The sequence below is a fragment of the Sporosarcina ureae genome (genome assembly GCF_029267015.1).
GTDB classification, from domain to species: Bacteria; Bacillota; Bacilli; order Bacillales_A; family Planococcaceae; genus Sporosarcina; species Sporosarcina ureae_D.
In genome coordinates, this window is record NZ_JARIEA010000082.1 from 1 (window position 1) to 13815 (window position 13815).

12 protein-coding genes are annotated in these 13815 nt (G+C 39.8%); 11 read left to right on the plus strand and 1 reads right to left on the minus strand.

Going from position 1 to position 13815, the window contains the following annotated elements:
- The first annotated feature begins 61 nt into the window (after positions 1 to 61).
- From miaB to Q7P97_RS14610, 11 genes are all read left to right on the plus strand, one after another.
- Positions 62 to 1609, plus strand: coding sequence for a tRNA (N6-isopentenyl adenosine(37)-C2)-methylthiotransferase MiaB (gene miaB / locus Q7P97_RS14560; RefSeq protein WP_303970181.1), 1548 nt, complete (start codon positions 62 to 64; stop codon positions 1607 to 1609).
- The gene (locus Q7P97_RS14565; protein WP_085428708.1) at positions 1609 to 2043 is read left to right on the plus strand and encodes a YlbF/YmcA family competence regulator; all 435 of its coding nucleotides are present in this window, start codon (positions 1609 to 1611) and stop codon (positions 2041 to 2043) included. Before miaB ends, Q7P97_RS14565 begins: the two co-directional genes overlap by 1 nt.
- Before the next feature lie 120 nt (positions 2044 to 2163).
- A complete protein-coding gene (gene cotE / locus Q7P97_RS14570; RefSeq protein WP_369684245.1) occupies positions 2164 to 2721 on the plus strand; it encodes an outer spore coat protein CotE in 558 nt (185 codons plus the stop codon).
- A gap of 109 nt (positions 2722 to 2830) precedes the next feature.
- Positions 2831 to 3322: an immunoglobulin-like domain-containing protein gene (locus tag Q7P97_RS14575; protein WP_303970183.1), complete on the plus strand. Its 492-nt coding sequence runs from the start codon at positions 2831 to 2833 to the stop codon at positions 3320 to 3322.
- Positions 3323 to 3595: 273 nt separating this feature from the next.
- Positions 3596 to 6163 carry a DNA mismatch repair protein MutS gene (gene mutS, locus Q7P97_RS14580; RefSeq protein ID WP_303970184.1) on the plus strand — a complete coding sequence of 856 codons (2568 nt, stop codon included), beginning with the start codon at positions 3596 to 3598 and terminating at the stop codon, positions 6161 to 6163.
- Between the two features lie 5 nt (positions 6164 to 6168).
- Positions 6169 to 7995, plus strand: coding sequence for a DNA mismatch repair endonuclease MutL (gene mutL / locus Q7P97_RS14585; RefSeq protein ID WP_303970186.1), 1827 nt, complete (start codon positions 6169 to 6171; stop codon positions 7993 to 7995).
- A 27-nt stretch (positions 7996 to 8022) separates the two neighbouring features.
- Positions 8023 to 9663, plus strand: a complete 1641-nt coding sequence (locus Q7P97_RS14590; protein ID WP_303970189.1) for a glycerol-3-phosphate dehydrogenase/oxidase — start codon at positions 8023 to 8025, stop codon at positions 9661 to 9663.
- Positions 9660 to 10586, plus strand: a complete 927-nt coding sequence (locus Q7P97_RS14595) for an alpha/beta hydrolase (RefSeq protein ID WP_303970190.1) — start codon at positions 9660 to 9662, stop codon at positions 10584 to 10586. The genes Q7P97_RS14590 and Q7P97_RS14595 overlap by 4 nt, the downstream gene beginning before the upstream one ends.
- Positions 10570 to 11502: a tRNA (adenosine(37)-N6)-dimethylallyltransferase MiaA gene (miaA, locus tag Q7P97_RS14600; RefSeq protein WP_303970192.1), complete on the plus strand. Its 933-nt coding sequence runs from the start codon at positions 10570 to 10572 to the stop codon at positions 11500 to 11502. Before Q7P97_RS14595 ends, miaA begins: the two co-directional genes overlap by 17 nt.
- 40 nt (positions 11503 to 11542) lie before the next feature.
- The gene (gene hfq / locus Q7P97_RS14605; protein ID WP_085428716.1) at positions 11543 to 11767 is read left to right on the plus strand and encodes an RNA chaperone Hfq; all 225 of its coding nucleotides are present in this window, start codon (positions 11543 to 11545) and stop codon (positions 11765 to 11767) included.
- A 94-nt stretch (positions 11768 to 11861) separates the two neighbouring features.
- On the plus strand, positions 11862 to 13121 hold the full coding sequence (locus Q7P97_RS14610) for a methionine gamma-lyase family protein (protein WP_303970195.1): 1260 nt from the start codon (positions 11862 to 11864) through the stop codon (positions 13119 to 13121).
- Positions 13122 to 13166: 45 nt separating this feature from the next.
- Here the strand turns inward: Q7P97_RS14610 and lexA are convergent, their stop codons facing one another.
- Positions 13167 to 13787 (minus strand): transcriptional repressor LexA, encoded by a 621-nt coding sequence (lexA, locus tag Q7P97_RS14615; RefSeq protein ID WP_085428718.1) that lies wholly within the window; start codon positions 13785 to 13787, stop codon positions 13167 to 13169.
- Positions 13788 to 13815: the final 28 nt, after the last annotated feature.

The window sequence follows — 13815 nt, forward strand, 5'->3', positions numbered from 1 at the left end:
TTCAGTATAATAACATCATGTATGCTTATTTCCCGATAAGTAATAGAAAGGGGCTACTGCAATGAATGAAGAACAGCGCTTGCAAGCTGGACTCGTAGCAGAAAACAAATCGAAATCAAACATCACAGAAAAAGACTATAGCAAATATTTCGAGTCTGTCTACAGCGGGCCTTCTCTGAAAGACGCAAAAAAACGCGGGAAAGAAGAAGTGGAATATCACGATAACTTTCAAATAGATCAACGCTTTAAAGGAATGGGACAAGGCCGTAAATTCTTCATACGTACTTTTGGCTGTCAAATGAACGAACATGATACGGAAGTAATTGCAGGCATTTTAATGGCATTAGGTTACAATGCAACTGACAATGTAAAAGAAGCAGATGTCATACTACTGAACACATGTGCAATCCGTGAAAATGCAGAAAATAAAGTATTTGGAGAATTAGGCCACTACAAACCACTTAAACTGACAAACCCAGATTTACTGATCGGTGTATGTGGCTGTATGTCACAAGAAGAATCCGTTGTAAATAAAATTTTAAAAACGTATGATCAAGTAGATATGATTTTTGGTACACATAATATTCATCGTCTACCGAACATTTTACATGAAGCATACATGTCTAAAGAGATGGTTATTGAAGTGTGGTCAAAAGAGGGCGACGTGATCGAGGACTTGCCTAAAGTGCGTAATGGAAAAATCAAAGCTTGGGTTAATATTATGTATGGCTGCGATAAGTTCTGTACGTATTGTATCGTGCCGTATACACGTGGTAAAGAACGTAGCAGACGACCGGCAGACATCATTCAAGAAGTTCGCCAATTGGCTGCTGAAGGGTATAAAGAAATCACTTTGCTTGGTCAAAACGTCAATGCGTACGGAAAAGATTTTGATGATATCACCTATCGATTAGGCGATCTGATGGATGAATTGCGGTTGATTGATATCCCAAGAATTCGTTTCACGACGAGTCATCCTCGTGACTTCGATGATCATTTAATCGAAGTTCTTGCAAAAGGCGGAAATTTAGTTGACCATATTCATTTGCCCGTACAATCAGGTTCATCTGATATGTTAAAGATTATGGCTCGTAAATATACTCGGGAAAGCTATTTGGAACTGGTCGATAAGATTAGAACCGCAATTCCTAATCTATCGCTCACAACGGACATTATTGTGGGGTTCCCAAATGAAACCGAAGAGCAATTTCAAGAAACGTTGTCCCTTTATCGCGAAGTTGGATTTGATATGGCGTTCACATATATTTACTCGCCACGTGAAGGAACACCAGCTGCAAAGATGCAAGATAATATACCGATGGAAGTGAAGAAGGAACGTTTGCAACGACTTCTTAAACTAGTGAACGATATGTCTGCAGAGGCTATGAAGCCATATGAAGGACAAATTGTTAAAGTACTGGTTGAAGGAGAAAGTAAAAGGAATCCTGACGTACTAGCAGGCTATACAGAAAAAAGTAAGTTAGTTAATTTTGTAGCACCACGTTCTGTAATCGGTGAGATCGTAGAAGTGCAAATAGTAGAAGCAAAATCATGGTCGCTCAATGGTGAATTCATCGGAGTAGTCCAGAAAGAAAAGGTGATAGGATAATGGAGAAGAAGTTTACAAAAGACGAAATCATACAAAAAGCACGCGATTTGGCACATATGTTGGCAAATACAGAAGAAGTCGAGTTTTATAAACGTGCAGAAGCACAAATTAATGAAAATCAAAAAGTACGTGAAAAAATCGCTAGTATGAAATCACTTCAAACGCAGGCAGTGAATTTCCAAAACTATGAAAAAGAGCGTGCTCTAAAAGCAATTGAGAAGAAAATTGATCAAGTCCAAGCTGAAATCGATGCGATTCCATTGGTACAAGAGTTCAAACAGTCTCAAGATGAAGTGAATGATTTACTACAATTGGTATCCAATACAATTGCGAACAGTGTAACGGATGAAATTATCGAGTCTACTGGCGGCGACCTTTTACGTGGTGAAACAGGTTCATACGTAGAAAATACACAGAAAAAATCATTGTCTTAAATAATAAATCGGCTAAGGAGAAAATTCCTTGCCGATTTTTTTCAATTTCTGGGCTGCTGTTGCATAGGATGGATAGAAGCCAAAGAAGGAGGAAGAAAACTGAAAAATTTAAGACAAATTGTGACTAAAGCTGTTATTGCCAAAGGAAAGCATCGATCAGAGTCTACTGAGATGCTAAAGCCACCTAATCGTCCTTCAAGTATATTGGGCTGTTGGGTGATCAATCACACGCAACAAGCAAAGAAAGTTGGTAAGTACGTGGAAGTGACCGGTAGTTTTGATGTGAATGTTTGGTACTCACACCATGACCATTCTAAAACTTCCGTCTTTACTGAATCGATTCCTTATAAAGATAAGATTGCATTGCATTATCGCGATGAGCCGACATCAGCAAAAGAGGAAACAATTGTCACAGTGTTACAGCATCCGAATTGTACAGAAGCTAGTATTTCTGAATGCGGACAAAACTTCTCGATTTCGATTGAAAGAGAGTTGTTAGTTGAGATGATTGGTGAAACAAAAGTATCCGTAACGATTCATCCTCATCCGTATGATGAAGAATGGCCAATAGTAGAAGCTGAATCTTCTTCTATTGTGATGGAAGATAAAAAGAATAAAGAGGTTCCGAATAAAGAGAGACCGCATCAACCGCCTCAGCGTAAAGATTCACCATTTTAAAGCCGGGAGTTTCACCGGCTTTTTTTATTTGCTATAAGTTTTTAAAAAATGATCTGTATCAAGTTTACTTTGCGGGAATGGGTGTAGCCTTAGGATAGGGGGAGATCCTATGGTGAAAATAAAGTGGCTTATACTTCCAGCACTCCTACTAATACTGTCAGCATGTAGCAAAGGAAATGATATGCAAACTCTTTCGGCTCCTTCCCCTGAACAAGAATTAGGGGCAAGTAGAAGTGGTCTGACGCTATCGATTTCGGAACAACAACATGAAGAAGGTATGCCGATATTCCACACGACATTAAGAAATGATAGCCAAATTAGTTATGAATTTGGTGAATACTTTCATATAGAAATACTGAAAAATAATGAATGGTATACGTTGTCGCATTCTGACTTTGTGTTTTATGAAAATCCCAAATTCACTAATTTGGGTCGTTTAATTGCTCCAGGAAAAGAAATTCACCAATCGTTTACAGTGGAAACAATTGGTGTAACACTCATACCAGGAGAGTATCGCCTAGTCAAAATGTTCTTGAAACCGGTAGCCCCTTATTATGTAGTAACACTTGCTGTTCCGTTCAAAGTGATTTCTGCAGTATAGACAGCACGATCTCATGATAGTTGGTTGCTTACATTTTGTTTTGGAGCAGTTCGGCCAATTGTTTAATTTAAAAACAGAATATCGGTTTTCAAAATTGAAAACTATCTCGGACTATTAATAAACGAGATGGTTTTTTATTGTTTTTAAAGGAGTTTGTATTCAAATCATTACATCCCTCCTACATTTTAAAATATCTTAGCCCCTTTTGATTCGTTAACTCTAAGGGGGTTTGGTATAATGTATAGAAAATGAGCGAGAAAAAGAGGGTTTACCATGTCTGAACATACACCAATGATGCAACAATATTTGAAAATTAAAGAACAATATACAGACGCGTTTTTATTCTTCCGTTTGGGAGATTTTTATGAAATGTTTTTTGAGGATGCTGTTAATGCATCTGCATTATTAGAAATCACATTAACGAGTAGGGACTCAGGCGCAAGAGATCGTATACCGATGTGCGGTATTCCGTATCACTCCGCCACAGGATATATTGAAACATTAATTCACAAAGGTCATAAAGTAGCGATATGCGAGCAAATGGAAGACCCGCGTTCGGTAAAAGGGATCGTTAAACGTGAAGTGGTCAAAGTGATTACACCTGGCACATTAACAGAAGGTAAAACGATTGACGCAGAAGCCAATCATTTTATCGGCGCCGTCGATAGTATTGGTAATCAATGTTATGCATTAGCTTATCTAGATGTGGGTACAGGAGAAGGAAAAGTAGAGCTAATAGAAGGAAGTGAGCGTACACTGCTTGCTGAAATCGAAGCTCTTGGTATGAAGGAAATTATTGTAGATGAGCAACTTCATGTTATTTTCGCAGAACTGTTCGAGAGTCGGGAAATTATGCTTTCGATTGAAGACACAGAGCATTCGGGATCGATTGGTCACGACACATATGAACATTTGCCAGTAGAGCTACAAGAAGCTTGCCGTAAATTACAATCGTATCTGTTGCGTATGCAGAAGATGGTTTTCGGTCACATTCGTCCTTTTATCTATATAGAGAAAAATGCAAAACTATCAATTGATGCGAACTCAATGCGCAATTTAGAGCTTGTACAAACCATTCGTTCTGGAAAAAAAGAAGGTACATTGTTCTGGGTATTGGATGAAACCGTTACGGCGATGGGGGCAAGAAAATTACGCATGTGGATTCACCAGCCACTTGCTCAACGCCAGGCGATTGAAAATCGTCTGGAAACTGTAAACAACTTAATTGATGAGTATTTCTTACGTGAAGAACTACTGGAAGAATTACATGATGTATATGATGTGGAACGACTTGCTGGAAGAATCTCCATGGGTAGTGCGAGCGCTCGTGACTTGGCGCAGTTAAGGAATTCATTGTCCCATATACCAAAACTGAAACAATTACTGAAGGAATCTAAACGCCCAATGTTGCAACAGTTTGCTGAGAAAATGGACCCGTGTCAAGAAACTTTTCAATTACTAACGGATGCAATCGCAGTTAACCCACCCATATCAGGCAAAGATGGTGGATTAATACTAGACGGCTATCATGAGAAATTGGATGAGCTTCGGGATGCGTCACGTAACGGAAAGAATTGGTTAGCGCAACTTGAACAAAAAGAACGTCAGCTGACAGGAATTAAAACGTTGAAAATTGGCTATAATCGTATATTTGGTTATTATATTGAAATTACAAAGTCCAATATTCATTTAGCTGATCTGTCGCGTTATGAACGCAAGCAGACACTTGCCAACGCGGAGCGATATATAACAACAGAGTTAAAAGAAAAAGAAGAGTTAATTCTAAATGCGGAAGCAGACAGTCAGACATTAGAACTCGAATTGTTCCAATCCATTCGTGAACAAGTAAAAGGAGACGTACAAAGAATTCAACAATTGGCTTCTGTCATCAGTGAACTGGATGTACTATTAGCGTTCGCGAAAGTATCGGAGAAAAACCAATACGTTCGACCTGAATTCCATGCAGGGAAAGCAGTCGATATACAAAATGGCCGACATCCTGTCGTAGAAAAAATGATGAATCATTCTTTATATATTCCAAATTCCTGCACGCTTGCTGAAGATGAAAATATGCTGCTCATAACAGGTCCAAATATGTCCGGTAAGAGTACATATATGCGCCAAGTAGCACTGACTGTTGTGATGGCGCAGATCGGTTGTTTCGTACCTTGTGAAAAGGCTGTTTTGCCTATTACAGACCAAATTTTCACGCGGATTGGTGCGGCAGATGATGTAGCGTCAGGTCAAAGTACATTTATGATGGAAATGATGGAGTCTCAATATGCACTTGCACATGCGTCGTCTCACAGCTTGTTATTGTTTGATGAGATCGGACGTGGTACTTCAACATATGATGGGATGGCACTTGCACAAGCAATGATGGAATATATCCACGAAGAAATTGGTGCCAATACACTGTTTTCTACGCACTATCATGAATTAACTCAATTAGAAGATGTGTTGGATCGCTTACTGAACGTTCATGTTGCAGCCAAAGAGCAAAATGGTAAAGTTGTGTTCTTACACAAAGTATTACCGGGTGCAGCCGATCGAAGCTACGGAATCCATGTAGCTGAACTTGCAGGTCTACCTGCCGAAGTTGTCGGACGTGCAAAAACATTGCTACAGCGTTTTGAAGAAGACAGTACAACTAAAGGCGCTTCTTCTGTATCGGAGCAACTGGCTTTCTTTGATACTACTAGCGAACCGATTTTTTCATCAGAAACACAAACGTTACTTGAAGAGATAGAAGCGATAGATTTGATGAACATGACACCCATGCAAACGATGCAAAAATTAATGGAATGGAAAGAACGTTTGATGCAAGACAAGAAGGAGTGAATGGCATGAATCAAATTCACATTATGGATGACACCCTAGCCAATAAAATCGCAGCGGGAGAAGTAGTGGAGCGTCCTTCTTCAATCGTCAAGGAACTAGTGGAGAATGCGATTGATGCGCAGAGTACAAAAATAGAAGTATCTTTAGTAGAAGCGGGACTCTCTTCTATTCGCGTAACCGATAACGGTAACGGTATGTCTGAAGATGATGCTATCCGCTGTTTTGAACGGCATGCTACTAGTAAAATATCCAATGAACATGATCTATTTCGTATCCGTACCCTTGGATTTCGCGGAGAAGCATTAGCGAGTATTGCCGCTGTTTCGAAAGTTTCATTATGGACATCGAATGGTGAAGATGGTGCTGTAGTAGAGATTGAAGGTGGTAAAGTACTGAAATATGAAGCAGGTGCTTTACGAAAAGGTACAGATTTTCTCATACAACACCTATTCTTCAATACACCAGCACGCTTAAAATATATGAAAACAATTCAAACGGAACTTGGACATACAATTGATTTATTAAACCGATTAGCACTGAGTCATCCTGACATATCCTTCTCATTAACGCACGATCAGCATGAAATTCTCAGAACATCAGGTTCAGGAGATTTATTACGGGTATTATCAGATATATATGGTGTTGGAGTTGCGCGTAAAATGATTCCATTTCAAAAAGAGGATGCTGATTTCGAGGTGAAGGGGTTTATTACATTTCCCGAAATGACACGTGCTTCGAAAAACTATATTTCACTTCTAATGAATGGGCGATGGATTAAAAGCTATGCGGGGACGCAAGCAGCAATAGAAGCGATGCATACGTACTTGCCAATTGGAAGATTTCCAATTGCGGTCATTGATATTACAGCCGACCCTATTTTGACAGATGTTAACGTTCACCCAGCAAAGCGCCATATCCGTATTAGTAAAGAAGGCGAATTACTTTCTCTTATAAAAACTGCAATCAAAGAAGCGATTCAAGGAGTCACCATCATCCCTGACGCGGTAAAGAAAGAGAAGCCAATAAAAAGAGAATCTGAACAGCAATCTATTTGGACACCTTCTTATCGCCGTCCAGACGTGAGCGTTCCATTAGGTGGTCAAGAAGTTTCGCCGACCATTATACCGGTGCAAGTACCTGAAGCGGAGTTGACAACGTCGGTATTTCCAGAAGCTATTTTTGAGCAGCGGGATGAAACTATACCGGAAGAGCTTGTTGTGTATGAACAAGAGCAGCAAGAGGGAAACCATTTTCCGTCCATTGTACCTATAGGACAAGTTCACGGAACGTATATTGTTGCGCAAAATGAGGATGGGTTTTATTTAATCGATCAGCACGCAGCTCAAGAGAGAATCAAGTATGAATATTTTAAGGTGAAGCTTGGTCAAGTAGATTCAGGTGAGCGCCAGCAATTACTCTTGCCGCTCGTCTTTCATTACTCAGCTGATGAACAAGTGAAGATTGAAGAATGCAAAAGCGCACTGGAAGAAGTTGGTGTGTTTTTAGAATCATTTGGTCCTGCCACATATACAGTAAAAGAATATCCTTCTTGGTTTCCTGAAGGACAAGCTACTTCAATCATTGAAGAAATGATTGAGCAAGTGCTTGAGAAACGAAAAGTGGATGTTGAGAAATTACGCGAAGAAAGTGCTATCATGATGAGTTGTAAAAAATCTATCAAGGCAAATTACTATTTAAGACAAGAAGACATGGAACGTTTGCTCACGGATCTTGGTATGTGTCGCAATCCGTACACATGTCCACACGGTCGTCCTGTGTTAATCCATTTTACAACCTATGAATTAGAGAAAATGTTCAAACGAGTGATGTAACAGAGCAAGTCAGAGAGGAGCGATTTTATGTTTTCAACATTAGAGAGATCAAGCAGAATTCAGGACCTGAAAAACCTTTCATTCGATGTATTAGTTGTCGGTGGAGGGATTACAGGGGCGGGTATCGCATTAGATGCGGCTGCAAGAGGATTTTCGGTTGCCCTAGTTGATATGCAGGATTTCGCTGCAGGCACTTCAAGTCGCTCAACAAAATTGATACATGGCGGTTTACGTTATTTAAAACAATTTGAAGTAAAGATCGTGGCGGAAACGGGGAAAGAACGGGAAATCGTATTCCGCAATTCGCGTAATATTACAAAATCCAGGCCGATGTTATTACCAATCTATAAAAAAGGAACGTATGGTAAATACTCTACTTCGGTAGGCCTTCTCGTTTACGATTTACTGGCAGGGGTCAAGCATGCAGAACGTCGTGAAATGCTAACAAAAAAAGAAACGGCTGAACTTGAACCATTGTTGAAGAAAGAAAATTTAAAAGGCGGCGGACATTATGTAGAATATCAGACTGATGACGCGCGCTTGACGATTGAAGTGTTAAAGAAAGCATCAGAAAAAGGTGCTCTTTGTTTAAATTATATGAAATGTGAACAATTCAATTTTGAAAACGAACATATCGTAGGAGCTGTCTTAAGTGACCAACAGACAGGCGAACGGTTTTCGGTAAAGGCTTCAATGGTCATCAACGCTTCCGGTCCATGGGTTGATGAATTACAGAAAAAGGTTAGTAGCCCACACAAGAAACAATTGCATATTACGAAAGGCGTTCATATCGTTGTTGATCAATCCATATTCCCACTACAACAAGCAATCTATTTCGATAACTCAGACGGTCGGATGCTATTTGCAATTCCGCGAGAGAATAAGACGTACATCGGAACGACAGATACATTTTATTCAGATGATAAACAAAACCCAGTAGCGACAGAGGAGGATATTAACTATATTATCGATGCAGTTCATCAAATCTTTCCGAGTATTCATCTGCAACGTCATCATGTAGAATCCACATGGGCTGGAATACGTCCACTGATTGCTCAAGAAGGCAAGGATGCTTCTGAAATTTCAAGAAAAGATGAAGTGTGGGAAACGGTACCTGGGTTGCTGACAATTGCTGGTGGAAAGTTAACAGGTTACCGACAGATGGCTGAAGTCGTAGTGGACCGAATTGCCGAGCGATTAGAAAGACCCTCTATCAAATACTGTGAGACTAAAAACATCTGTGTATCCGGAAGTGATTTCGCAAGTGATGAGGATTTGCAACAGTTTATTCATCAACAGGCTGAACGTGCACCCCAATTTGGTTTAACTTCACAGCAAGGCGCACGTCTTGCTTCATTTTATGGTAGAAATAGTGATCAAGTATTCCAATTTGCCCATGTAGTTTCAGCAGAGGAAAATGAGTTGCCTATTAGTTTACGTGCAGAGGTTTTATATGGCATCCATTATGAAATGATTACTTCACCAAGTGATTTCTTTATTCGCCGAAAAGGAGATCTCTATTTTCAAATCGATGTAGTAGAGTCGTTGGCGACACAAGTAACGGACTATATGGCTACGTTATTGCATTATACAGACAGTGAGAAATCCATTCATGAAAATGATTTGAAGAATGCAATAGCGGAAGCGAAAGGGAGTGTAAGTTCATGACGGATCAATGGGTAGAGATGCGTGACGGTACAAAAGTGTATAGTAGAGCTTATACACAAGCGACGAATCCGATAGCACGTGTGCATATCATTCATGGACTGGCGGAACATAGTCGTCGGTATGATCGTTTTGCGAAGTACTTACAATCGCAAGGATATGTTGTGACGCTCCACGATCAACGTGGTCATGGTAAGACGGCTATTGAAAACGGTAATACGTATGGTTATTTAGGTCAATCTGCCACATTCGATCAATTAGTAGATGATACGTTTGAAGTAAACCAAGCCTATCAACAACAAAACCCTGATCTTCCGTTAGTGCTACTAGGGCACAGCATGGGCTCATTCGTTGCAAGGCGCTATATTCAGTTATATGGTTCAACGCTTAGTGGCGTGGTTCTATCGGGCACTGGATCGAATTCTGAGCTTACGGCGCATGCAGCGATTGCATTAGCTGCATATAGAGAAGACAAATATCCGGAAGAGCAACCAGATGAGCTTTTAAACAGTTTAGTCTTCGGTAATTATTCAAAACAATTCCCAAACGAAGGTGAATTTTCATGGTTATCACGCGATACGGTAAGTGTCAGCGATTATGAAGAAGATGAAGCGTGTGGGTTTGTGCCGACTGCTCAAATGTTCCGTGTGGTGCTTGAAGGAATGAATTCTATAGAAGCTCCTGAATTCTTGTTAAATATTCCAAATGAACTGCCCATTTTATTAATATCAGGAACCGATGATTTAGTTGGGAATCGAGCGAAGGGTGTTTGGAAAGTAGCCAAACAATTTGATAAAGCGAATCAACGACAAGTTACTGTTCAGCTGTTTGAAGGCGGTAGACATGAAATGCTACAAGAAACTAATTATAAACAAGTGTATACGACTATAGTGGAGTGGATGAAAAAACATGAATCTGCCATTTGATGTACTAGCAATAGTAGGACCTACAGCTTCAGGGAAGACATCACTAAGTACAGCACTTGCCAAATCATTTAATGGAGAAATCATTAATGGGGACGCTATGCAAGTCTATAAAGAACTAGATATTGGTACGGCTAAGATACATGTATCTGAAATGAATGGAATTCCACATCATTTCTTTGATGTGAAAGAACCGACAGAGTCGTTTTCTGTGGCGGAATATCAACTGGCAGTTAGACAGTGGATTACAGATATTCAATCTCGCGGGAAATTACCAATTATTGTAGGCGGTAGCGGAATGTATGTACAATCGGTGTTGTTCGATTATCGATTTACAGAACAGGCTGCGGATTCTGAAGTGCGGGCGCGTCTGGAGCAAGAGCTTGAAACAAAAGGTGCTGATGTGTTGCATGCAAGACTGACGGAGTTAGATCCGAAAAGCTCTGAGAAAATACACCCAAACAATCACAGACGTCTTGTGCGTGCACTTGAGATCCTTGAAGTGACTGGTCTGACAAAGCAAGATCACGAACAACAGTTAGGAAATCAGCCGATGTATCGCTCGTTGATTATTGGACTTGATCTTCCCCGCGAACTACTTTATGAAAGAATCGATTTGCGTGTTGAACAGATGGTAGAAGCAGGTTTGTTTAAAGAAGTCCAGCAATTATGGGATAAGGGAATTCGTCAAACGCAATCAGTTCAGGCGATAGGCTATAAAGAGTTGATCTCCTACTTTGATGGACAAATGACGAAAGAACAATCAATTGAAGCTGTAATGAAGAACACACGTAATTATGCGAAAAGACAGCTTACCTACTTCCGTAACAAATTACCGGTTCAATGGGTAAATGCTAATCAATCTGCGGAAGAAATTTTTCAAGCAACTTGTAAAATAATAAAGGATTTTCAGAAGTAGATAGGGAATAACGTAATAATAGGAATAAGGAGGCAATTGAATGGCACAAGGAAATATGCAAGATACGTTTTTGAATTCTTTACGTAAGAACAACACATTCGTTACAATCTTTTTACTAAACGGTTTTCAATTGAAAGGTCTAATCAAGTCATATGACAATTATACCGTTCTGCTCGAGTCAGATGGTAAACAACAGCTAATTTATAAGCATGCAATCTCTACGTATGCTCCTTCGAAACCGGTTATTTTAAAAGATGAACAATAAACAGGCGCTTGCCTGTTTTTTTGTTGTCTTTTATTTGGCATACGCATTCCATCTGCTAAAATAGAAGATGATAATAAGAAATGAGGTACTACACATGCAAATCGCACCAATTAATGAGAAGTTACTGTTAAAAGCACAAGAAGCAGAGGAAGCAATCGCTCCGTTTGTGAAGACAATGGAAGAAATCGCGTTTTATAACCAAAGAAAAGTATTACAAGCATTCAAAAAGAATCAAGTAAGCGACTTTCATCTATCAGGCTCTACTGGTTATGGATATGATGATAGCGGCCGTGATGTATTGGAACAAGTGTATTCGGATGTATTCGGGGCGGAAGACTGTCTCGTAAGAAATCAGATTATCTCTGGCACACACGCGATTACAATCAGCTTGTTCGGAATATTACGTCCAGGCGATGAATTGCTTTACATAACAGGTAAGCCATACGATACATTAGAATCAATTATTTCTGGGAATGGCAAAGATACAGGTTCATTGGAAGATTTTCAAATATCTTATCAGCATATCGACTTGAAAGAAGATGGATCTGTTGATTACGCAAAAGCAAAAGAAGCTATTTCATCTAAGACGAAGATTGTTGCCATCCAACGCTCAAAAGGATATTCAAGCAATCCGTCATTCAGAATCCATGAAATAGAAGCGATCATTAAGGAAGTACGTAAAATGAAGGAAGATGTCGTGATTTTTGTAGATAATTGCTACGGAGAATTTGTGGAAATGAAAGAGCCTGTTGAAGTTGGCGCTGATTTAATGGCAGGTTCACTTATTAAGAATCCCGGTGGCGGATTAGCAAGAACAGGTGGTTATATAGCGGGGAAGAAGGACTTGGTTGAGAAGTGTGCATATCGTATGACGTCACCAGGCCTTGGAGCTGAAGCAGGGGCGTCACTCGATACGTTACTTGAGATGTATCAAGGATTCTTCTTAGCGCCGCATGTAGTGAGCCAGGCAGTCAAAGGCGCACTTTTCACTTCAGCATTTTTTGGCAGTTTCGGTATGGACACAACACCGCATTACAGTGAACGTCGTACGGATTTAATCCAATCAGTTAATTTCTTGAACGCGGAACAAATGATTGCATTTTGTCAGATGATCCAACAAAACTCCCCAATCAATGCTCAGTACGCTCCAGAGCCTTCGTATATGCCCGGTTATGCTGATGATGTCATTATGGCAGCGGGTACATTCATTCAGGGGTCCAGTATTGAATTAACAGCTGACGGCCCGATTCGACCGCCTTACACAGCATATATTCAAGGTGGTTTGACATATGAACATGTAAAATCGGCTGTGCTTGATTCTATGGAACAGTTGCTTGAAAAGAACTTAGTATAAATAAAAAGTGTATCGAAAACCTTAGGGTTTCGATACACTTTTTTATTAATGAATCATACGGAATACGCCAACAACTTTACCTAATATAGAAACTTTATCTACAATGATTGGCTCCATGGAAGAGTTTTCCGGTTGTAGCCGGAAATAGTCTTTTTCTTTAAAGAATCGTTTAACTGTTGCTTCGTCTTCCTCTGTCATGGCAACAACAATTTCACCATTACTTGCAGAGTGTGTTTGTCTAACAATTACACGGTCCCCGTTAAGAATTCCCGCTTCTATCATACTATCTCCTACAATTTCTAACATGAAGATTTCATCTTCTGATGAACCGAACGTATCTGGTAATGGGAAGTATTCTTCTATATTTTCAATAGTTGTGATTGGATTACCAGCAGTAACTTTCCCGATTAATGGTACATGCATAACACCACTTTTTAATTCATCCAATCCTTCTGGATCCAAGATCTCGATGGCGCGGGGTTTTGTTGGATCCCGGCGTATGAAACCTTTACTCTCGAGTCTTGATAAGTGACCGTGAACCGTGGAACTTGATGCCAGTCCAACAGCTTCTCCAATTTCACGAACGGAAGGGGGATAGCCTTTTAAACGAACTTCGTCTTTTATGAAAGCGAGTATTTCTTCTTGTCTTTTTGATATTTTCTTCAACAGATTCACCTCTTCTACTAGTTTACGA

Coding starts and splice junctions, on each gene's coding strand:
- miaB (WP_303970181.1), top strand. CDS start 62: ATGAATGAAGAACAGCGCTTGCAAGCTGGACTCGTAGCAGAAAACAAA.
- Q7P97_RS14565 (WP_085428708.1), top strand. CDS start 1,609: ATGGAGAAGAAGTTTACAAAAGACGAAATCATACAAAAAGCACGCGAT.
- Q7P97_RS14575 (WP_303970183.1), top strand. CDS start 2,831: ATGGTGAAAATAAAGTGGCTTATACTTCCAGCACTCCTACTAATACTG.
- mutS (WP_303970184.1), top strand. CDS start 3,596: ATGTCTGAACATACACCAATGATGCAACAATATTTGAAAATTAAAGAA.
- mutL (WP_303970186.1), top strand. CDS start 6,169: ATGAATCAAATTCACATTATGGATGACACCCTAGCCAATAAAATCGCA.
- Q7P97_RS14590 (WP_303970189.1), top strand. CDS start 8,023: ATGTTTTCAACATTAGAGAGATCAAGCAGAATTCAGGACCTGAAAAAC.
- Q7P97_RS14595 (WP_303970190.1), top strand. CDS start 9,660: ATGACGGATCAATGGGTAGAGATGCGTGACGGTACAAAAGTGTATAGT.
- miaA (WP_303970192.1), top strand. CDS start 10,570: ATGAATCTGCCATTTGATGTACTAGCAATAGTAGGACCTACAGCTTCA.
- hfq (WP_085428716.1), top strand. CDS start 11,543: ATGGCACAAGGAAATATGCAAGATACGTTTTTGAATTCTTTACGTAAG.
- Q7P97_RS14610 (WP_303970195.1), top strand. CDS start 11,862: ATGCAAATCGCACCAATTAATGAGAAGTTACTGTTAAAAGCACAAGAA.